This is a genomic window from Bradyrhizobium vignae (assembly GCF_900324035.1).
Taxonomy (GTDB): Bacteria; Pseudomonadota; Alphaproteobacteria; order Rhizobiales; family Xanthobacteraceae; genus Bradyrhizobium; species Bradyrhizobium vignae.
In genome coordinates this window covers 3176333-3194768 of sequence record NZ_LS398110.1, presented here as the reverse complement: position 1 = coordinate 3194768, position 18436 = coordinate 3176333, and the positions used below count along the sequence as shown (strand labels likewise).

Annotated in this window: 20 protein-coding genes; 9 read left to right on the top strand and 11 right to left on the bottom strand. The window is 65.7% G+C overall.

The features are described from left to right. The first annotated feature begins 5 nt into the window (after positions 1-5). Entirely contained in the window at positions 6-1004 is a 999-nt protein-coding gene (locus BRAD3257_RS15335; protein ID WP_122406582.1) for a P1 family peptidase, read from the top strand. 151 nt (positions 1005-1155) lie between these two features. Here BRAD3257_RS15335 and BRAD3257_RS15330 read toward each other — a convergent pair whose 3' ends face one another. Together BRAD3257_RS15330 and BRAD3257_RS39720 are read right to left on the bottom strand one after the other, a co-directional pair. After that, positions 1156-1932, bottom strand: a complete 777-nt coding sequence (locus BRAD3257_RS15330; protein WP_122402518.1) for an EF-hand domain-containing protein — start codon at positions 1930-1932, stop codon at positions 1156-1158. A 48-nt stretch (positions 1933-1980) separates the two neighbouring features. Further along, positions 1981-2130 (bottom strand): hypothetical protein, encoded by a 150-nt coding sequence (locus BRAD3257_RS39720; RefSeq protein WP_160118817.1) that lies wholly within the window; start codon positions 2128-2130, stop codon positions 1981-1983. Between the two features lie 56 nt (positions 2131-2186). Here BRAD3257_RS39720 and rpe point away from each other — a divergent pair, with 56 nt between their 5' ends. From rpe to BRAD3257_RS40300, 3 genes are all read left to right on the top strand, one after another. Beyond that, a complete protein-coding gene (gene rpe, locus BRAD3257_RS15325; protein WP_100231273.1) occupies positions 2187-2888 on the top strand; it encodes a ribulose-phosphate 3-epimerase in 702 nt (233 codons plus the stop codon). 161 nt (positions 2889-3049) lie between these two features. Next, positions 3050-3193 carry a hypothetical protein gene (locus tag BRAD3257_RS40305; RefSeq protein ID WP_164937161.1) on the top strand — a complete coding sequence of 48 codons (144 nt, stop codon included), beginning with the start codon at positions 3050-3052 and terminating at the stop codon, positions 3191-3193. Positions 3194-3337: 144 nt separating this feature from the next. Beyond that, positions 3338-3508, top strand: coding sequence for a hypothetical protein (locus BRAD3257_RS40300; RefSeq protein WP_164937160.1), 171 nt, complete (start codon positions 3338-3340; stop codon positions 3506-3508). Between the two features lie 24 nt (positions 3509-3532). Here the strand turns inward: BRAD3257_RS40300 and BRAD3257_RS15320 are convergent, their stop codons facing one another. From BRAD3257_RS15320 to BRAD3257_RS15300, 5 genes are all read right to left on the bottom strand, one after another. Further along, positions 3533-4963, bottom strand: coding sequence for a serine/threonine protein kinase (locus BRAD3257_RS15320; RefSeq protein WP_122402517.1), 1431 nt, complete (start codon positions 4961-4963; stop codon positions 3533-3535). A 6-nt stretch (positions 4964-4969) separates the two neighbouring features. Next, positions 4970-5710, bottom strand: a complete 741-nt coding sequence (locus tag BRAD3257_RS15315; RefSeq protein WP_122402516.1) for a metallophosphoesterase family protein — start codon at positions 5708-5710, stop codon at positions 4970-4972. A 117-nt stretch (positions 5711-5827) separates the two neighbouring features. Then, on the bottom strand, positions 5828-6433 hold the full coding sequence (locus tag BRAD3257_RS15310; protein ID WP_122402515.1) for a hypothetical protein: 606 nt from the start codon (positions 6431-6433) through the stop codon (positions 5828-5830). Beyond that, on the bottom strand, positions 6426-7112 hold the full coding sequence (locus BRAD3257_RS15305) for a DUF2135 domain-containing protein (RefSeq protein WP_122402514.1): 687 nt from the start codon (positions 7110-7112) through the stop codon (positions 6426-6428). The genes BRAD3257_RS15310 and BRAD3257_RS15305 overlap by 8 nt, the downstream gene beginning before the upstream one ends. Next, positions 7109-7879 carry a MotA/TolQ/ExbB proton channel family protein gene (locus BRAD3257_RS15300; RefSeq protein ID WP_122402513.1) on the bottom strand — a complete coding sequence of 257 codons (771 nt, stop codon included), beginning with the start codon at positions 7877-7879 and terminating at the stop codon, positions 7109-7111. Before BRAD3257_RS15300 ends, BRAD3257_RS15305 begins: the two co-directional genes overlap by 4 nt. 199 nt (positions 7880-8078) lie before the next feature. On the opposite strand from BRAD3257_RS15300, the gene BRAD3257_RS15295 reads away from it, so the two are divergent. Together BRAD3257_RS15295 and BRAD3257_RS15290 are read left to right on the top strand one after the other, a co-directional pair. Beyond that, complete coding sequence (locus BRAD3257_RS15295) at positions 8079-9449, top strand: sensor histidine kinase (RefSeq protein WP_122402512.1); 1371 nt, start codon at positions 8079-8081, stop codon at positions 9447-9449. A 7-nt stretch (positions 9450-9456) separates the two neighbouring features. Continuing rightward, positions 9457-10110 carry a response regulator gene (locus tag BRAD3257_RS15290; protein WP_122402511.1) on the top strand — a complete coding sequence of 218 codons (654 nt, stop codon included), beginning with the start codon at positions 9457-9459 and terminating at the stop codon, positions 10108-10110. Between the two features lie 472 nt (positions 10111-10582). Here the strand turns inward: BRAD3257_RS15290 and BRAD3257_RS15280 are convergent, their stop codons facing one another. The 3 genes from BRAD3257_RS15280 to BRAD3257_RS15270 form a co-directional block, all read right to left on the bottom strand. Then, on the bottom strand, positions 10583-10927 hold the full coding sequence (locus BRAD3257_RS15280) for a hypothetical protein (RefSeq protein WP_122402509.1): 345 nt from the start codon (positions 10925-10927) through the stop codon (positions 10583-10585). Continuing rightward, entirely contained in the window at positions 10927-12018 is a 1092-nt protein-coding gene (locus BRAD3257_RS15275) for an IS5 family transposase (RefSeq protein WP_122402508.1), read from the bottom strand. The genes BRAD3257_RS15280 and BRAD3257_RS15275 overlap by 1 nt, the downstream gene beginning before the upstream one ends. A gap of 76 nt (positions 12019-12094) precedes the next feature. Further along, positions 12095-12682 (bottom strand): TetR/AcrR family transcriptional regulator, encoded by a 588-nt coding sequence (locus BRAD3257_RS15270; RefSeq protein ID WP_162500218.1) that lies wholly within the window; start codon positions 12680-12682, stop codon positions 12095-12097. Between the two features lie 593 nt (positions 12683-13275). Between BRAD3257_RS15270 and purB the strand changes: the two genes are divergently transcribed. Together purB and BRAD3257_RS15260 are read left to right on the top strand one after the other, a co-directional pair. Beyond that, complete coding sequence (gene purB, locus BRAD3257_RS15265) at positions 13276-14583, top strand: adenylosuccinate lyase (protein WP_122402506.1); 1308 nt, start codon at positions 13276-13278, stop codon at positions 14581-14583. 113 nt (positions 14584-14696) lie between these two features. After that, entirely contained in the window at positions 14697-15869 is a 1173-nt protein-coding gene (locus BRAD3257_RS15260) for a M20 aminoacylase family protein (RefSeq protein WP_122402505.1), read from the top strand. A gap of 104 nt (positions 15870-15973) precedes the next feature. On the opposite strand, the gene BRAD3257_RS15255 is transcribed toward BRAD3257_RS15260, so the two are convergent. Further along, a complete protein-coding gene (locus BRAD3257_RS15255; RefSeq protein WP_122402504.1) occupies positions 15974-17881 on the bottom strand; it encodes an acyl-CoA synthetase in 1908 nt (635 codons plus the stop codon). A 234-nt stretch (positions 17882-18115) separates the two neighbouring features. On the opposite strand from BRAD3257_RS15255, the gene BRAD3257_RS41940 reads away from it, so the two are divergent. After that, a complete protein-coding gene (locus BRAD3257_RS41940) occupies positions 18116-18352 on the top strand; it encodes a hypothetical protein (RefSeq protein WP_181956135.1) in 237 nt (78 codons plus the stop codon). Positions 18353-18436: the final 84 nt, after the last annotated feature.

Here is an 18436-nt window from a genome sequence, read left to right as displayed (position 1 = left end):
TCGCCTTGAAGAACCTTCTCACCGATATCGCCGGCGTCCGGGTCGGCCATGCCGAAGATGCGAAAGTCGCTTCCGGCGCGACCGCGATCATCTTCGATTCTCCCGCGATCGCCGCGATCGACGTTCGCGGCGGCGGCCCCGGCACACGCGAGGATGCGCTGCTCGATCTCGCCAACACGGTCGAGCGCGTCGACGCGATCGCGCTGTCGGGCGGCTCCGCCTTTGGCCTCGATACTGGCGGCGGCGTACAGGCATGGCTCGCCGAGCAGGGCCGCGGCTTCAGGGTTCGCGAAGCGCTGATCCCGATCGTGCCGGGGGCGATCCTGTTCGACCTGCTCAATGCCGGTGACAAGGCCTGGGGACGCTTCTCGCCCTATCGCGACCTCGGCTACGCCGCGGCGGCCACCGCCACCAGCGCGGACTTCGCGCTCGGCAGCGTCGGCGCCGGCTTCGGCGCCACCACGGCAACGTTCAAGGGCGGGCTCGGCTCGGCCTCGGCCGTGACGCCTGACGGCGTGAAGGTCGCGGCGATCGTCGCCGTCAACGCGGTCGGCACTGTCACCGTCGGCGACGGGCCGTGGTTCTGGGCGGCACCGTTCGAGGTGGGCGGCGAATTCGGCGGACGCGGCCTGCCGGACAAGTTCACCGACGACATGCTGCGCATGCGCATCAAGGGCGGTCCCGCGGCGACCGCGCGCGAAAACACCACCATCGGCGCCGTCGTCACCGACGCGGTGCTGACCAAACCCCAGGCCAAGCGGCTGGCAATGATCGCGCACACCGGCTTTGCCCGCGCGATCTATCCGGTGCATGCGCCGACCGACGGTGACGTGCTGTTTGCCGCCGCCACGTGCGAAAAGCCGATCGAACCGCTGGCCGGCCTCACCGAGCTCGGCACGATCGCAGCCAATGTGGTCGCACGCGCCATCGCCCGCGGTGTCTACAGCGCGACGGCGTTGCCGTTCCCCGGTGCGCAGCCGGCGTGGAGGGACAGGTTCGGCTAGCGCCCCACATCGGGTGTCATCGCCCGGCGACCGGGCGATTCCAGAGACGGTTGTGATTGAACCGGAAGGCCGCGGCGTACTGGATGCCCCGGTCAAGCCTGGTCAAGCCGGGGCATGACAGCGTCATTTGCCGAGGGAGAGCGCTCTTCGTTCACACGCTCATCGACGTCGAAGAGGACGCGGTCGCGGAGGCGGCCTGCGCCTGGCGCTGCATCATCTGCCCGAACCAGTCATAAGGCGAATTGCCGCCGCCGTTCGCCTTCGAGCTGCTGGAGGCGCCCGGCACCGTGGTCGACATCTTGAAGCCGTCGGCATAGGTGACGGTGGTGGTGGTCGAGCCGTCGGCGTTGGTCGTCGTGGTCGAGGTCGATCCGCCGCTCGACGACGAGGAATCCGAGCCGCTGCCGGAGGCGTCGCCCGCGCCATGGGCGTGGTGACCGCGATGACCGCTCTTCAGCGCCTTCGACATCTCATCCAGACTGACGCTGCCGTCCGCATTCGAATCCAGCTTCGAGAACACGTCATCGGCCTGCGCCAGATTGGTGCCGCCGGCGCCGAGCGCATCCTCGAATTCCGACTTGGTGATGCTGCCGTCGCCGTCGGTATCGATTTGCGAGAACAGGTGCTTCAGCGCGGCATCCCGGCCGTTCGACGCCGAGGGTGCCGAATTCGACGAGACCGAGCTGTCCGCCGACTGGCTCTGCGCAGCAAACAACGCGTTCATCGTCTCCGGCGAGATCTGCGGATATTTGCCCGCATTGACCGACGAACTCGCCCCGCCCGTCGTGCTGCTGCCGCTGTCGATCGCGAACGGGTTGAGCGGCGCGCTCTGCGAAGATCCCGTCTTCTGCGTCGACGACGATTTCGCGTTGGTCAGCGACTGGATCGCATCGAGCGCGCTCGATACGGCACCAAGGGCGAACAACATTGCACAACTCCAACCGATGCGGCATGCCGCGGCCAATGTTCTGTCAGGTCAGATCAGCAAGCGACGTGCCAGCGCGAAAAGTTCAATGAAATCCGCATTCACCACGCTTTGCAGGCCGTGGGAACGTCGGCAATTCATGCCGCCGGCGGCAGAAATTTCCGCCCACAGGAAGCCCGCCCCTCCTGCATTGCCCGCCACGGAGGCCCATGTTAGGCGAGGCCATTCGTCGTCCGTCCGCCACGGGAAAACGCGCCATGACCCAAGCCTTCGCCCCCCGCCCCCTGGCCATCGCGCCCTCGATCCTGGCCTCGGACTTTTCGAAGCTCGGCGAGGAGGTCCGCGCGGTCGACGCCGCCGGCGCCGACTGGATCCATCTCGACGTGATGGACGGGCATTTCGTTCCCAACATCTCCTATGGTCCCGACGTCATCAAGGCGATGCGCCCGCACACCAAGAAGATCTTCGACGCGCATCTGATGATCTCGCCCTGCGATCCCTATCTCGAGGCCTTCGCGAAAGCCGGCTGCGACCACATCACCGTACATGCCGAGGCAGGTCCCCACCTGCACCGTTCGCTCCAGGCCATCCGCGCGCTCGGCAAGAAGGCCGGCGTCTCGCTCAATCCGGCAACGCCGATCAGCGCGCTCGAATACGTCCTTGACCTCGTCGACCTCGTGCTGGTCATGTCGGTCAATCCCGGCTTCGGTGGCCAGGCCTTCATCCCCTCTGCGATCGGCAAGATCCGCGACATCCGCGCGATGACGGCGGGCCGTCCGATCGACATCGAGGTCGACGGCGGCGTCGGCCCCGATGTTGCGGGCGCGCTCGCCGCGGCCGGCGCCAACGCCTTCGTCGCCGGCACTTCGGTGTTCAGGGGCGGCACGCTGGAATCCTACAAGACCAACATCGCCGCGATCCGCAACGCGGCGCTGGGGGCCCGCGGCGAAGCGATTTGATCTGGATCGAGCGACACAGCGGATGCAGATGACCCGTGGCATTTGCGGGTGCTGCAGCGCGCAAAGGTTAAAATTGCAATCCTGATCCGTACTCATCCGGACTTCACTGATTCGCGCAAATCATCGCAAGTGATCCTGCCTGCTTTTGACGGGAGCACATCATGACGACGACCCTGATTTGGACTGCCGTAGCGTTGTGGTTCGGGTTCAATGCAGCGATTGCAGCTCGCAGCCTCTACGTGGCGCGACCGGTAAAGGCCGCATCCTTTGCCCGCATCATCCACCTTCATCGCCGCCGGGGATGATGCCATGCAGCTTGCACCTGTGAAGCGTTAGCCGAAGCGCAGGTGCCGCATTCCACGCCGCCCGCATCCCAGCCTCGATTTTATTTCTTCGGCCGACCTCGCCACGCAGGCCGACACTCAGAATCCTTTTTCCCGGACCGTCCCATGAAACCGCATTGCCCGAACTGCCTGAAGGAAATGACCAAGGGGTCCGCGTCGCACACCCTGTTCAGTTGCGAGCCCTGCCGCGAGATCATCCAGTATTTTGGCAGCGCGGATCACGGCGATCCCGGCCCGCAATTCTCCTGGCCAATCCGCCGCAAGCAAGCGGCCTGATCCACGCGCAGGACGTCAGACGGCCTAACCCGCCATTTCTGACCCGCCAGCGTCCCCAGCCATCCGCGGCGGCCGCACCACGGTGACGGTGCAGGTCGCCTCCGAGGCCACCTTGGCGGAGACGCTGCCGAGCAGCGTGCGCCTGAACGAGCTCTGCCGCGCGCCGATGATGACGTGGTCGACCTGGTTCGCCTCGGCGAACTCCAGGATCGCGGCGGCGGGATCGATGGCTTCCAGCACATGAACCGACAGCCGGCTCTCGTCCAGCTTGAGCGGCGTCGCCCAATGCCGGAGCGCGACCAGGCGGTCGATATGCTTGTTGGAGCCCTGCTCGTCGAGCGTCCGATCGATCGCGATGCGGTTCAGCTTGAGCACGTTGAGGCAGGCAAGCCGCGCCGAGGGCAGCGTGGCGAGAATGCGCTCGGTCGTCACGCGCAGAGCCTCGTTCAGCTCCGGTGTGCCTTCCACCGTATCGAGCGCCACGGCGAGGATTGGGCTCGACGCGATCTGCGCCGCGACGTCCGATTTCGCACGCGGCTGCATGACGCCCTGATTGAAGCGGCGCCGCCACACAACGCCTAAGGGGTCACGGTTCAGCCGCTCCGCGCGCGCGGTGAGCTTGACCTGGTCCGGATGGGCGAGATCGAAAGCGAGTTGGGATGCCGTCGGATAGCGCCACACCGGCTCGATCTCCAGACAGCGCAGCACGACTTCCTGGAGCCAGGGCGGATAGTCGGCGCGAAGCGCGCGCGGCGGATGCGGATCGCGCCACAGCCGGCGCCGCATCGCGCGCAAGGTCTCGCCCTCACCGAACGGACGCTCGCCCGTGGTGAAGAAATAGAGCAGCACGCCGAGCGAGAACAGGTCGCTGCGCGGGTCGTCGCGCACCCCGAGCAGCCGCTCAGGCGCCATATAGGGCGCGGTGCCGTAAGGCAGGCGGAACTCCTCCTGCAACAGATCAGGCAGATGGTTATGATGCGAGAGGCCGTAGTCGATCAGCACCGCCTCGCCGCTCTCGCGGAACATGATGCTGCTCGGCTTGATGTCGTGATGGATCACGTTCTGCCGGTGCAGGTCGGCGAGCGCGGTCGCGATCTTCGCAACGAGCTGCCGCGCCTCGTCATACGGCAGCGGCAGGTCGGGCAGCCGCTTGTAGAGCGTGGTCCCGGAGATGCGCTCGATCACGACATAGGCCTGGTGCGCGAAATCGCCGGTGCCGAAACACGCAGGCACATGTGGCCCGGCGAGCCGCGGCAGAATCATCATCTCCATCTCGAAGGAGACGATCGCGGCGGGGTCCTCGCCCTCAGACACCCGCGGGATCTTCATCAGCAAGGGCACGTCGATGCCGGGATGGGTGACGGTCCACAGCGTCGCCATGCCGCCGGCATGCACGCATTCGCCGATCGTGTAACCGTCGATCACCGCGCCTGACCTGACCAGGGGTTTCGGCATCGGCCTCTAGCGTCCCTGCGATAGCCGGTCGGCCAGCCAGTGCGGCAGGCCGTTCTGGCGGATCCGGCTCGCGGCCGTCTCGATATCATAGGGCGCGCGGCAATAGGTGATCTGGCACGACACCGTGTCGAACAGCACGAAGGCCGCCGACGGATCGCCGTCGCGGGGCTGGCCGACCGAGCCGAGCACCGCCAGCCATTGCCGTCCACGCAGCAGCGGCACCGAGACATCGGTCTTGGGCACGAGGCTCGACATCTTCGCCGTCACCGACATCGAATAGAGCGCCGGACGGTGGATGTGGCCGCAGAAGGTGACATGGGCGGGCGTCGAGATCAGGCTCTTGGCCGCATCCGCCGTCGAGCGCACGTAATGCCAGCGCTGCGGGCTGGAGGCCTCCGAGTGCACGAACAGGCGATCGCCGTCCGCTACCTGCATCGGCAATTCGGCCAGGAATCGCCGCTGGGCGGCGTCGAGGCGGCCGCGGGTCCATTCGATCGCAATCTGCGCCTCCGCGTTCATGGTCTCGGCCGAGGAATTGACCGCCTGGTCGTGATTGCCGCGCACCGCGATGGCGCCCTGCGCAACCAGCTCCATCGCCGTATCCACCACCCATTCCGGATCGGCACCATAGCCGACGAAATCGCCGAGCAAGACGAACCGCTCCGCCCCCTTGGCGCGGGCAAGCTTCAGGCAGGCCTCGAACGCCTGCCGGTTACCGTGGATATCCGAGAAGACAGCGAGAAGCACGCACCCTCCACCCTCAAATTCTTATTGGAAGCCGATAAGGCCAAATTGAGGGAGGTCAAGAAGATGCGCCAGCACTGGGCCGTTTACCAGCGCTGCCCTGCATTGATGGTGAAAGGCCTACTGCTCGTCCTTCGGCGGCATCCGGGGTGGCGGCAGCGGCGTGAAGACGGCGCCTTGCGCACCGGCGGGCGGGGCATTGAACTCGCCGGTCGAGGAATCGCCGCCGCTGGTCTCCAGAATGGTCTTCGGCGTCACATATTCCCGGACCATGTCGATCAGGCTGCCGTCGCCGCCGCCGAAATCCGCCGCGCGCCCGCCTTGCGGATGACCCGCCGCGATCTCGTTCTCCGCGGCGTGGGTCTTGTCGGCCAGTCGGTCATCGTAGGGCACCCGAAAGGCGCGCGGGATGCCGCTCGGGCGATTGTCCTCGTCCAACGCCTCGACCCAAAGATAGATCGAGCCGGGATCGCCCTGAAGCGAATGCGGCTCGACGATGCGCGCCTTCAGCAGCTTGAAGGTGACAGGCAGCCGGTCGGAGCTGGCCCAGCCGAGCAGCCCGCGCATTTCAGTGAAGCTGACGACGTAGAACGCGCTGGTCACGACCACGGCGACCGCCTTCAACGACCAGTGGAGCCGCGCATAGACCAACACGACCAGCAGCAGCGCGCCGATGACGGCATAAGCGACCGACAGCGTCAGGATGACCGTTTGCGGATTACTCACGGCGCACCCTCACAGCGTTCCTGCTCACACCGGTCTTGGGGTCGACGTCGGCGCCGTTGCGCCAGCTGCTGCGGAACGTCTCCAGCAGCGATTTCGGCCGCTGATCGACATTTACGACCTTGCCTTCCGCATCGATGCGGAATCTGACCGCGGTCTTCTCGTCGCCGGTGTGGTCCAGCGTGAACTTGTTGTCGAAGATCACCTGCGCGGTCGGATTGAGCTTCTGCACCTTCACATTGGCCGTCACGGGCTCGCCCGTGGTGGCGACGAAATGCGAGACGTTGACGGTGTATTCGCCGGCGAGGATGCCGCGCACCGTGACGATCTCCTCGCGGATCGGCGAGGCGATCTTCTTGCCGGCGACCATGATGAAGTCGTTGGCCCCGCCGCGGTCGTCGCGGTCGAGCGTGAGGAAGCCGGCCTCGCGGTGGCGATACCAGGCGATGTTGCCCGCGGGATCCTGCACGAACAGGTCGAGATCGTCGGGGTGATTGTCCGGCCAGTCCAGCGTGATCATGAACTCCGCCTTGGAGTCGATCTTGCCGTCCTTGGCATCCGGGGACACCGCGAGCAACGCCAGGAAAAACAGGAACGCGATCACCTGCAGCGCCTTGAACAGCATCACGCCCAGAGGATCGAACGCCTCCTCACGCGGATAGAGGCCGAAATCATCCATCATGACCGCGCACCAGAACCCTTGCGCTCCAGCACCGGCGTCACGTACGTCTCGGTCAGCACCACCGCGTCCGAGAACACCCGCTGGGTCGCGGCGTCCAGCATGTAGTACTGGATGCGGACCAGGATCGAGCCGATGAGGCCGGCAAGAGTCGTGTACATCGCAACCGCCATGCCGTCGCTCATCAAGCCCATCGAGGAGCGCATCGCGACCTTGTCGGCGGCATCCAGCCCTGCGATCGGCGCCAGCATGATGATGAAGCCGATGATGGTGCCGAGCAGGCCGAGCTTCATCAGCGTGTCCGAGACGAAGGCCCCGAATCCGTTGGAGCCGCGCAAGCGATCGGCGAGCGTCCGCAGCAGCAGCGTCTGATCGACCGGGCGATAGTCCTGGGCAGCAGCCTTCGTCACGAGGCTCTCGATGTGATCGCGCACCAGACCGCGTGGTAGCCCCGCCGCGCTCGCATCGAGCGCCTTGCTGCCACCGGTCGCCGACAGCACCGCGCGACAACGCCGCGCGGCCGCCCCTTCGCGCGCGATCGCCCGCGTCCGCAGGAAGCAGTGGCCGCAGGTGACGACATAGAGCACCGCGATGACGCTCGAGATGTAGGTGCGGTCCGAAGTCAACATCAGATGGATCAGGCCGAAGCGCCACAACAGCACGACGGCGAAGACCGACAGTCCGGTGAAGATCATCCAGAACAGCAGCGCGCTGCGCTCGGATGGATCGGCAGCCTGGCTCGGGATTGGTCCAATCGTCATCGAACTCATGCTGCACCGCTCCTCGCTCGCAACGATTGGCCTGTAAAGATTCCTGCCCGATTAGATCAAAGACGCCGCGCCCGGTCCAAAGACCCATGCCCAATCCGGCTCGGGAAATTTGCCCGAGCTGCAGCCCGGGCGTTCCCTGCAATTGGCAAGGCGCGGCGGCGTTGTTAGGCTGACCTTACCAAACGTCGGGAATGATCGCATGCGCCTCGTGCTTCGGCTTGTCGCCCGTCTGCTGCTCATCGTCGTGCTCTGCCTCGGAGCTGCAACCGTGTGGGCCACGTTCGACGCCTATCGCAGCGTCGATCGGGCGACTGCGGCCTCGGCGCAGCGGGTCGCGCAGGCGCTCCAGGCGCTGTATTGGCGTGAGCTTTTGTTGCGCAGCAGCAGAGCGCGCGAGCACCTTTTGCCGGTTCCAGATTGGCGCACGCTGGAGACGATGAAGCTGATCTCGCCCGGCGTCTGCGTCGAGTTCCAGCCGGCCGCCGCGTTCGAGAAGCCGCTCTGCGGCCAGAGCGAGGGGCTGGGCAAGACGCCGCCGCGCTGGTTCGCCGCCATTGTACCCACCTTCCTCGGCAGCCACGCCGAGGTGGTACGGCCCGTCAGCCCGCGCGCGGCGGCCGCCGGGACGGTGGTGGCGACGCCGGACGGCGCTGCGGCCATCTCGCTGGCGTGGGAGTACATCCTCAACGTGATCGACGTCGCGCTGTTGATGGCGGCGGCAATCGCGCTGCTGGCCTCGCTCGCGATCGCACATGCGCTAGCGCCGGCGCGTGCGATCGTCACTGCCTTGCACCGCATGGCGCGCGGACAGTATCGCACCAAGCTGCCGCGCTTCCGCTCGATGGAGCTGGCGATGATCGGCAGCGCCGTCGGCGAGCTCGGCGGCCGGCTGGAGGAAGCCACCGAACAGCGCGCCGCGCTGACGCGGCGCCTGATCGAGATCCGCGAGGACGAACGCCGCGCGCTCGCCCGCGAGCTGCACGACGAGTTCGGGCAGAATCTCTCCGCCATCCTCGCCTTCGCCAACACAATCGAAACAGCCAGCACGAGGGACAACGGCGACACCGGGATCGCGCAGGATGCGCGCATGATCTCGCAGGCCACGCATCATCTGATGGCTTCGCTTCGCGATGCACTGAAGCGGCTGCGCAATCCGCTGCCCGAGGAGCTCGGGCTCGAGGCCAGCCTCGTCAATCTCGTCGACAGCTGGCGCTCGCACAGCGCGGCACGGCCGACGATCCAGCTCGATCTCAGGGGCGACCTCACCGACATCAGCGGCCCGGCCGCCACCACGGCCTATCGTGTCGCGCAGGAATGCCTGACCAACGCGCTGCGTCACAGTGCAGCGCACGAGATCAGTCTGCGCATCGAACGGCGTGCCGGCGAGGACGGCGCGCTGCTGATCCGCGTCGAGGACGACGGCGGCGGCGATGCGGAGCGCGTCGCGCAATCGGCCGGTTTCGGCCTGACCGGCATCCGCGAGCGCGTCACGGCCGCCGGCGGATCGCTGTCGATCATGCCTGCGCGCGGCGGCCTCAGCGTTGCCGCCACCATCCCGCTCGCTGCGTGAGGCTGGAATGAGCGAGGTTGCAGCAACAGGCATTTCCGTGCTGCTGGTCGACGACCACCCGATCGTGCGGCAAGGGTATCGGCGCGTGTTGGAGAGCCAAGGCGATCTGCACGTCGTGGCGGAAGCCGACAACGCCGCGGAGGCCTACGGCGCGTTCAAGGCGCATGATCCTGATGTGGTCGTACTCGATATCTCGATGCCCGGCGCGAGCGGGCTCGAGGCGATCCGCAACATCCGCGCGCGCAGCCCACGAGCGCGGATTCTGGTCTTCACCATGCACAACGAGGCTGTGCTGGTGAAGGCAGCCTTCGGCGCGGGCGCGAGCGGCTTCGTCACCAAGAGCAGCGAACCCTCAGCCGTGGTGCACGCCATCCGCAGCGTGGCGCGCGGCGAGCGCGCCATGAGCGACGACATCGCGCATGTCCTCGCCGCGGACAGCCTGTCGCCAACCGGCTCGGTGCTGGACCAGCTGGGTGAGCGCGAGATCGAGATCCTGCGCCAGTTCGCCGGCGGCGCCACCACCGAGCAGATCGCGACCCATCTCAATCTCAGCGTCAAGACCGTGCAGAACTATCACTATCTGATCAAGTCGAAGACCGGCGCGCGCACGGATGCGCAGCTCGTGCGGCTCGCCGCAACCTGTGGGTTAACGAGGATCTAGCAGCGGAGCTGACGGATTCCGCGAGCGAGGTGGCGCTCGTAAATGTGCTGAATGGGATGGAACGGAGGCTATCCAGCCCCGGTTAGTAGTGGAGTGGAGGAGTAAATCGCCATGCGTAAGGATCATCACAGGGTCGTCGACCACCCCCCGATCATCACAGTGGGCGAGCTCATCGACGAACTTTGCCGTCTGCCGGACACAGCCGTCGTCCACTTCCGCTGCCCCATGCTCGATCAGGAGCTCACATTCTACCGCCTTCGAAAGCGGTCAAAGGACGCCGTCGAAATCGCAGTCAATGCATATCCGGATAGTCCGCCGGTCGTGCCATCGTCCGATCCTGCCTTCCACGCGCGAAGACATTCGGTTTCCTCGCCCTCGCTTCGCGATGGCGCCGCTCTCCACAAGACGAAAGGTTGATTGGCCGCACCTGGGACTGAATGGGTCCTGCGGATCTAGCAGGCTGTTGAAGAACTCAGCCGCGTTCGCAAACGAAGGCTGAATCGTCGCCATTGTGGATGTAGAAGTGGCCGACGAGCCTGCCCGCAGTGCCGATCATAGCCCATCCGCGACCGCAGGACGGATCATTCTCGTCGTGCCCTTCCCATGAGAACTCGGCGCAGGCCGATCCGTCGCGGGCGCCGTAGCGCACGTCCAGGAAGCCCTTGAGAGCCCCAAAGGCGATTTCGCCATCGGACTTGCCCTGGAAGGTGAGATGCGCCTCTTCGGCAAGATCGAGGAACTCGCTGTCCCAGACGTCCATCTCGACGATGCGCCAGCGGCCGACAAAGGCCTTGGCGAAGCCGGGCACCTTGGCCATCAGCCAGTCTCCGCAATCAGCTTCGGCAGCCGCACCAGATTGTAGGCGGCGGCAGCGAAGGTAAAGGCCCATGCGACGCGATCACGGCCACGGAAGCTGGTCTTCTCTTGCCCGGCAACCGTCTTGATCCAGCCGAATGCCTCCTCGATGCGCTTGCGGATGCGCTGACTGATGGCATAGCCGCCGTGCCGGGTCGTTCGTCCGTCAATCGCAGAACTACGGCCGCTGGTGTTCTGTGCAACATGCGGCGTCACGTTCATCGAGCGCAGTTCGTTGACGAAGTCTTCTGCATCGTAGGCTTTGTCGGCGCCAAGCGTGATCGCTGTCGGTCGGTCGGCACGAGGCTCGATCATGTGCAGCGCGGCCACCCGTTCGGCATGCCCGCCGGCCTGCGTCAGGCAGGCGTCGACCAGCAGGCCGTGGCGGTTCTCCATCAGCCCGTGCCCGATGAAGCACAGCTTCGTCTCCTTGCCTTTGCCCTTGCGGTAGAGCCTGGCGTCCGGATCGGTGGTCGAAGCATGGGTGTCATTCGAGCGTTTCTGGCCATGAAAGTCCGCTTCGGCATTGCGCCCGCCGCCTGGCGCTGGCGGCTCGCCGGAGCCGTCCTTCGGCTTGACGCTCTTCATCGAGGCCCAGGCCTCGATCAGCGTACCGTCGACCGAGAAGTGATCGCTCGACAGAAGCCTCTTCACCTTGGGCTGCGCCAGCACCGCCGCCAGGAACTTGGCCGCGATGTCGCCTTCCAGCAGCCGGTCGCGGTTCTTCGAGAACACCGAATGGTCCCAGGCTGCGTCGTCAACGCCGATTCCGACGAACCAGCGGAACAGCAGGTCGTATTCCAGTCGCTCCATCAGAAGCCGCTCCGAGCGGATCGAATAAAACGCCTGCAACAGCATCGCCCGCAGCAGCTTCTCCGGCGGGATCGACGGCCGCCCAATTGGCGAATAGAGCGCGGCAAACTCTCGCTCCAGCGCCGACAGCCCTTCGTTCACAATCGTCCGGATCGCTCGCAGCGGATGATTACGCCGCACCCGCGCCTCCAGGTCGACGTAGCTGAACAGTTCGCCCGTTCGATTGTCGCCGCCGCGCACGCACCATCTCCGAATCTCATCGGAGCCAATGAATCACGGTCGCCGGTCGGCGGCGAGCGCCTTTTTCAACAGCCTGCTAGGCCGCCTTCAGCCCGCGCAGCAAAAGCGCCAGCGTCGCATCGACGCGCGCGGAGAGATCGGCATCCTTCCATTCGTCGGCATGGGCCGGATGGTGGAAGCGAACGGTGGCATCGAAGATGGCGCGCGCGGTCGCCTTCACGTCGCCCACGGCGAATTCCCCCCGCTTCACGCCGTCGGTCAGGATCGCCGCGATCTGGTCGATCATGGTGTCCTTGTGGCATTTGACGGCCGCACAGGCCTCGCGCGCCAGCGTCAGATAGGTCTGGAACATCTCGGGGTCATCGAGCACGCGCGAACGTTTGGCGGCGAACAGCGTGCGCAACCAGCGGTCGAGCCTGTCAGGCGCCGGGCCGTGCTCCTCGGCGATCGCGCGTAGCGGCGCGTCGATGCGGTCGAGCCAGCGCTTGGCAACGGCCTCGCGCAGCGAGGCCTTGCTGGGGAAATGGCGATAGACGCTGCCGTGGCTCACATCGAGCGCACGGGCAACGTCGACCACTGTGGCCTTGGCAAGTCCGTAACGCCTGAGCACGTCCTCGGTGACTTCGAGGATCCGCTCCGGCGTCAAGACAACGGCTTCATTCATGCCAGCACCATGTTCCCGGTTGGGGCTCAGTTACCCGGCACTGGGGCTGCTTCCGAAGCGCCCTGGCCGGTCGTTCGGAAAGCCTATGCCTCAATGAGGCAGTTTTGCAGCTTGCGCCGCGATCTGTCGCGCCACCAGCAAATTGAGCCAATGCCCAATCACGCCGGTGAAATTGAGGATTTCGGTCGTCATTGTCTTAAGTCTCCATTCGTCCACGGTCCCCGTTCTTCAATCTGCCCTCCGATCCGAGCTTGGTTCGGATGTCGGGCTTCCCGGGGCTGTCGCGGGACGCCCAATCGGAGCGTCCGGAAACGGATATACACGTCTCGCTGACAGATTTCAATATCTGTCAGTCAATGATCCGTGATTGACCGCTGATTTCTCCGGCCCGCCGGCCAAGCCGCGGGGCAACCGCCGCCAGCCGGCTTGGGGCACTACTTCGGCACTCAGCTGCCTGCCCGGTCCAGTCATCCCCCGCTACCTTGCCTCAGCCGTTTGTTTCGCCCTGCCCGCTCTGTTAAATCACGGCGTAAAAAGCATTTTGGCCGGCAAAGCCCCCTTGGGTCGCCGGCCTACCTAGCTGGAGCCGTCAGATGATTCCCCGCTATACCCGCCCGGAAATGGCCTCGATCTGGGAGCCGCAGACCCGGTTCAAGATCTGGTTCGAGATCGAGGCGCATGCGGCGGACGCCCTGGCCGAGCTCGGGACCATCCCAAAGGAGGCCGCCAAAACGGTCTGGGCCAAGGCCAAGGACGCCGTCTTCGACGTGGCCCGCATCGACGAGATCGAGCGCGAGACCAAGCACGACGTCATCGCCTTCCTCACCCACCTCGCCGAGATCGTCGGCCCCGAGGCGCGCTTCGTGCACCAGGGCATGACCTCCTCCGACGTGCTCGACACCTGCCTCAACGTTCAGCTCACCCGCGCCGCCGATCTGCTGCTTGCTGACCTCGACAAGGTGCTGGCCGCGCTGAAGAAGCGCGCCTTCGAGCATAAGATGACGCCGACCATCGGCCGCAGCCATGGCATCCATGCCGAGCCCGTCACCTTCGGCCTCAAGCTCGCTTACGCCTATGCCGAATTCACCCGCGCCAAGGAGCGCCTGATCGCGGCGCGCAAGGAAGTCGCGACCTGCGCCATCTCCGGTGCCGTCGGCACCTTCGCGCAGATCGACCCGCGCGTCGAAGAGCACGTCGCCAAGGCCATGGGGCTCGTGCCCGAGCCGATCTCGACCCAGGTGATCCCGCGCGACCGTCACGCGATGTATTTCTCGACGCTCGGCGTGATCGCCTCCTCGATCGAGCGCGTTGCCGTGGAAATCCGCCACATGCAGCGCACCGAGGTGCTGGAGGCCGAGGAGTTCTTCTCCGAAGGACAGAAGGGCTCCTCCGCGATGCCGCACAAGCGCAACCCGGTGCTGTCGGAGAACCTCACCGGCCTCTCCCGCATGGTGCGCGCCTATGTGACGCCGGCGCTGGAGAACGTCGTTCTCTGGCACGAGCGCGACATTTCGCACTCCTCGGCCGAGCGCATGATGGGCCCGGACGCGACCGTGACGCTCGACTTCGCGCTGGTGCGCCTCGCCGGCTTGATCGACAAGCTCTTGGTGTACCCCGCCAACATGCAGAAGAACCTCGACCGCCTCGGCGGCCTCGTGCATTCGCAGCGCGTGCTGCTGGCCCTGACCCAGAAGGGCGCCAGCCGCGAGGACGCCTACAAGCTCGTGCAGCGCAACGCCATGCCGGTCTGGCGCGGCGAAGGCGACTTCCTCCAGCTCCTGAAGAAGGACGCTGAGGTGAAGAAATATCTCACCGACGCCGAGATCGAGGAGCAGTTCGACCTCGGCTATCACCTCAAGCACGTCGACACGATCTTCAAGCGGGTGTTCGGGGAGAGCTGAATTCCTGTCATTCCGGGGCGATGCGGAGCATCGAACCCGGAAATCTCGAGATTCCGGGTTCACGCTTCGCGTGTCCCGGAATGACGCCAAGGCCCACAAAACACGGATTCCCCATGCCCATCGTCAATCGCGTCGCCGCCCTCTCCGACGAAATGGCCACCTGGCGCCATGACTTCCACGAGAACCCCGAGCTGCTTTACGAAGTCCACCGCACCGCCGGCATCGTCGCCGACAAGCTGCGCGAGTTCGGCTGCGACGAAGTGGTGACGGGCATCGGCCGCACCGGCGTGGTCGGCGTGATCCGCGGCCGCAAGTCCGCCTCCGGCAAGACGATCGGTTTGCGCGCTGACATGGACGCACTGCCGATCATGGAGACCTCGGGCGTGCCTTATGCCTCCAAGGTGCCTGGCAAGATGCACGCCTGCGGTCATGACGGCCACACCGCGATGCTGCTCGGCGCCGCAAAGTACCTGACCGAGACGCGCAATTTCGATGGCACGGCGGTGATGATCTTCCAGCCCGCTGAGGAAGGCGGCGGCGGCGGCAAGGCCATGGTCGAAGACGGGTTGATGACGCGCTGGAACATCCAGGAGGTCTACGGCATGCACAACATGCCGAACCTCCCCGAGGGCCATTTCGCCACCACGCCTGGCCCAATGCTCGCCTCATCCGACAACATCCAGATCACCGTTCGCGGCAAGGGCGGACACGCCGGCGCGGGGCCGCACAAGTCGGTCGACAGCGTGCTGATCGGCTCGCAGATCGTGGGTGCGCTACAGTCGATCGTCGCGCGCAACGTCGACCCGCTGAAGTCCGCGGTGATCTCGATCACGCAATTCCATTCCGGCACGGCCTTCAACATCATCCCGGAGGTCGCCGAACTCGCCGGCACCGTGCGCACGCTCGACCCTGAAGTGCGCGACCTCGTCGAGCGCCGCATCGGCGAAGTCGCCGACAGCATCGCCCGTGCCTATGGCGGCTCGGCCGAGACGAAGTACACGCGGATGTATCCGGTGACGATGAACCATGCCCGCGAGGCCGGCCTTGCCGCCGACGTCGCCCGCGACATCGTCGGCGCCGACCGTGTCAATGACAAGTTCATCCCGATGATGGGCGCCGAGGACTTCTCGTTCATGCTGGAAGCACGTCCCGGCGCGATGGTGCTGGTCGGCATGGGCGACGGCAACGAATGCCACCACCCGGCCTACGTCTTCAACGACAACATTTTGGGCCACGGCGCCTCGTTCTGGGCCCGTCTGGTCGAGACGCGAATGCCGGCGGGATAGGACCGCACGCTGCGCTCGTAGATCCTCCGGGTGAGTTGGCGGTCGCAAACTCAACTTACCCCTGACCACCTGTCACCCGTAGGATCTACAATTCACGCAAGCACCTACGCCTGCACCACCTCGTGCCGCATCACGAACGGTGCGAGCAGCGTATGCACCTCGCTCGCAACCGCCTCGCGTTGATCCGCTTGCAGACCAGCGAGCGTCACGGTCGCGATCGAGCCGTGGCTGCCGTGCGGACCGACCTTCACCTTGCAGTCGATGCCGCGCTCGACCAGCGGCGCCAGCACCTTGGTGAACACGCGCTCGGCCGCGTCCCAACGCAGCTGCGGCTTGAACACCTTGCCGACGCCCGTCACCGGCATCGGATCGATCGGAATGACCTGCACCGGGACGGCGGCGCGCTCCGGCGTGCGCTCGCGCACCCATGCTTCGAGCTCGCCCGGCTCGACCTTGGCGCCGGGCTTCAATTGCACGTATCCCACCGGCAATTCGCCGGCATAGGCGTCGGGCTGGCCGACCACGGCGGCGAAGCCGACGGCGGGATGTCTGAACATGATCTCCTCGATCGGCGCCGGATCGATGTTGTGGCCGCCGCGGATCACGAGATCCTTGGCGCGGCCGGTGATCCAGAGATAGCCGTCCGCATCCAGGCGGCCGAGATCGCCGGAATTGACCCAGAGCCCGTCGACGAAGGCGCCCTTGTTGTGCTCGTCGTTGAGATAGCCGCCGAACACGCCGGGCCCGGCCATGATGACGACGCCGATCTCGTCCGGCTTGCAGTCGCGGATCAGGCGTCCCTCGGCGTCGAGCTGCACGATGCGCACCCGCGCGTAAGGCATGGGAAGACCGACCGAGCCGAGCCGGATCGGCCGGCCGGGATAGGCGAGCGTGTGCACGCTCGAGGTCTCGGTCATGCCGTAGACCTCAATCACCGGTAGCTTAAGTTTCTCCTGAATCGCCGAGCCGACCGCGACCGGAATCGCCGAGCCGCCCCCTGCCGCATATTTCAGGCTCGAGATATCCGCATTCCCCGGCGGCACCGCGAGGGTCGCGGCGAGCACCGTCGGCACGCTCGACAGCGCCTCGGGCTTGAAGCGCTCGACGAGCTGCCAGATGTTCTTCACCGCATTCGGGTTGCGCCAGCCGCTCGGCGACAGCACGACCAGCGAGCCGCCGCTCGACAGCGTCAGCAGCACTTGCGTCAGCGATCCACCGACGTGAAACAGCGGCATGCCGAACAGCAGGTTTGCACCCGGCCTCGCCTTCAGCAGCAGATTGAGGGCCCAGGCCTGATAGACCTGGTTGGCGTGGGTGTGCCGCACCAGCTTCGGCGTGCCGGTGGTGCCGCCGGTGTGGAAATAGGCGGCGATGTCGCTGCCGTGGATCTGCCGTCCGCTGACGAGCCGGTCCGACGGCTGCTGCTTGATGAGGTCGCTGAAGGAAAAGATGCCATTGGCCGGATCGCCGCCGCCGAATACTTGCACGACTGCCTTCAGATGCCTCAGCTGCGGGCGGATCTGCTCGACCTTCTGCCAGATGTCGGTGCCCGGCATCGGTCCGAGCGCCACCAGGATCTTGGTGTTCGCGGCCTCCAGGATCTCGGCGATCTGGTGCGGCTCGAGCAGCGGATTGACGGGGTTGGCGATGCCGGCAGCCTCCGCGCCGAACAGAGTGACGAAGGCGTCCGGCACCAGCGGCAGCATGAAGCTGATGACGTCGCCCTTCTCGGCGCCGAGCGCGTGAAACATATTGGCCGCCTGCGTGACGCGCGCGATGAAATCGCGATACGTGACCGCGACCGGCGTGTCGGCGGGATCGGCATTTTGCAGGAACTGGATCGCCGCGCCGTCGAGGTTGCGCTCAGCACCAAGCCTGATGGCGTCATAGGTGCTCTCGGCCGCGACGCGGTCGGCATAGGGAACCTGCTCGAACGCCCGGACCTCCTCGTCCGTCAAAAGATCCGGATAGTCGTTGCCGATCAACCGATCGAGCGCGTGGATACCCGCCATGAAATTCCGTCCTCCCTCAGATGCATGTCCCCGCCCCGTATCTTTTGACATCTTGGTTCGGCGAGGCCGGCCGATGACCGGCCGAGCCGGACCAGAATGATGGATGATTTGGCGTTCGTCCATTGCCTACCGGCTGTGGCGTGAATTCGTTCGCCAGCGCCCTGCCGCAAGACTTGAGGTCATGATGACGAAGCCCTGCGGATCCGCATCATTCGGCTGATCGCCGTGTTCGCGATGGTGTCCGCAATCGCTCTGCCCTCTGCCACTCTCGATGCCGACACCCAGCTCGACAAGGTGCGCGTCAAGGTCGCGGCCTTCATCACCGACAAGATGGAGAAGCTGGGTGGATCACGCATCGTCTTCGCCCTGGAAGAGGCCAACAGCGTCGCCATGCTGCTGCGCGCCGGCTCGCTGCCGGGACGCTCCGGCCTCGTCGAGCAGCAGGTCGTGCAACCCGCGGCCAAGCCGTAAGCGAAGCTCGCCCCGCGCCCCCGCCGCATCGCTCGTCCAGGCCGGATCCGCGACACCGAAGCCCGCACGGCGGCCCCCGAATCA

Bases quoted from the DNA above. Each gene is read 5' to 3' on its own strand.
- BRAD3257_RS15260 (WP_122402505.1), top strand. From the start codon at position 14,697: ATGCCCATCGTCAATCGCGTCGCCGCCCTCTCCGACGAAATGGCCACC.
- BRAD3257_RS40300 (WP_164937160.1), top strand. From the start codon at position 3,338: ATGAAACCGCATTGCCCGAACTGCCTGAAGGAAATGACCAAGGGGTCC.
- BRAD3257_RS15290 (WP_122402511.1), top strand. From the start codon at position 9,457: ATGAGCGAGGTTGCAGCAACAGGCATTTCCGTGCTGCTGGTCGACGAC.
- BRAD3257_RS15295 (WP_122402512.1), top strand. From the start codon at position 8,079: ATGCGCCTCGTGCTTCGGCTTGTCGCCCGTCTGCTGCTCATCGTCGTG.
- BRAD3257_RS15300 (WP_122402513.1), bottom strand. From the start codon at position 7,879: ATGAGTTCGATGACGATTGGACCAATCCCGAGCCAGGCTGCCGATCCA.
- BRAD3257_RS15305 (WP_122402514.1), bottom strand. From the start codon at position 7,112: ATGATGGATGATTTCGGCCTCTATCCGCGTGAGGAGGCGTTCGATCCT.
- BRAD3257_RS15270 (WP_162500218.1), bottom strand. From the start codon at position 12,682: ATGAATGAAGCCGTTGTCTTGACGCCGGAGCGGATCCTCGAAGTCACC.
- rpe (WP_100231273.1), top strand. From the start codon at position 2,187: ATGACCCAAGCCTTCGCCCCCCGCCCCCTGGCCATCGCGCCCTCGATC.
- BRAD3257_RS15280 (WP_122402509.1), bottom strand. From the start codon at position 10,927: ATGGCCAAGGTGCCCGGCTTCGCCAAGGCCTTTGTCGGCCGCTGGCGC.
- purB (WP_122402506.1), top strand. From the start codon at position 13,276: ATGATTCCCCGCTATACCCGCCCGGAAATGGCCTCGATCTGGGAGCCG.
- BRAD3257_RS40305 (WP_164937161.1), top strand. From the start codon at position 3,050: ATGACGACGACCCTGATTTGGACTGCCGTAGCGTTGTGGTTCGGGTTC.
- BRAD3257_RS15330 (WP_122402518.1), bottom strand. From the start codon at position 1,932: ATGTTGTTCGCCCTTGGTGCCGTATCGAGCGCGCTCGATGCGATCCAG.
- BRAD3257_RS41940 (WP_181956135.1), top strand. From the start codon at position 18,116: ATGGTGTCCGCAATCGCTCTGCCCTCTGCCACTCTCGATGCCGACACC.
- BRAD3257_RS15255 (WP_122402504.1), bottom strand. From the start codon at position 17,881: ATGGCGGGTATCCACGCGCTCGATCGGTTGATCGGCAACGACTATCCG.
- BRAD3257_RS15320 (WP_122402517.1), bottom strand. From the start codon at position 4,963: ATGCCGAAACCCCTGGTCAGGTCAGGCGCGGTGATCGACGGTTACACG.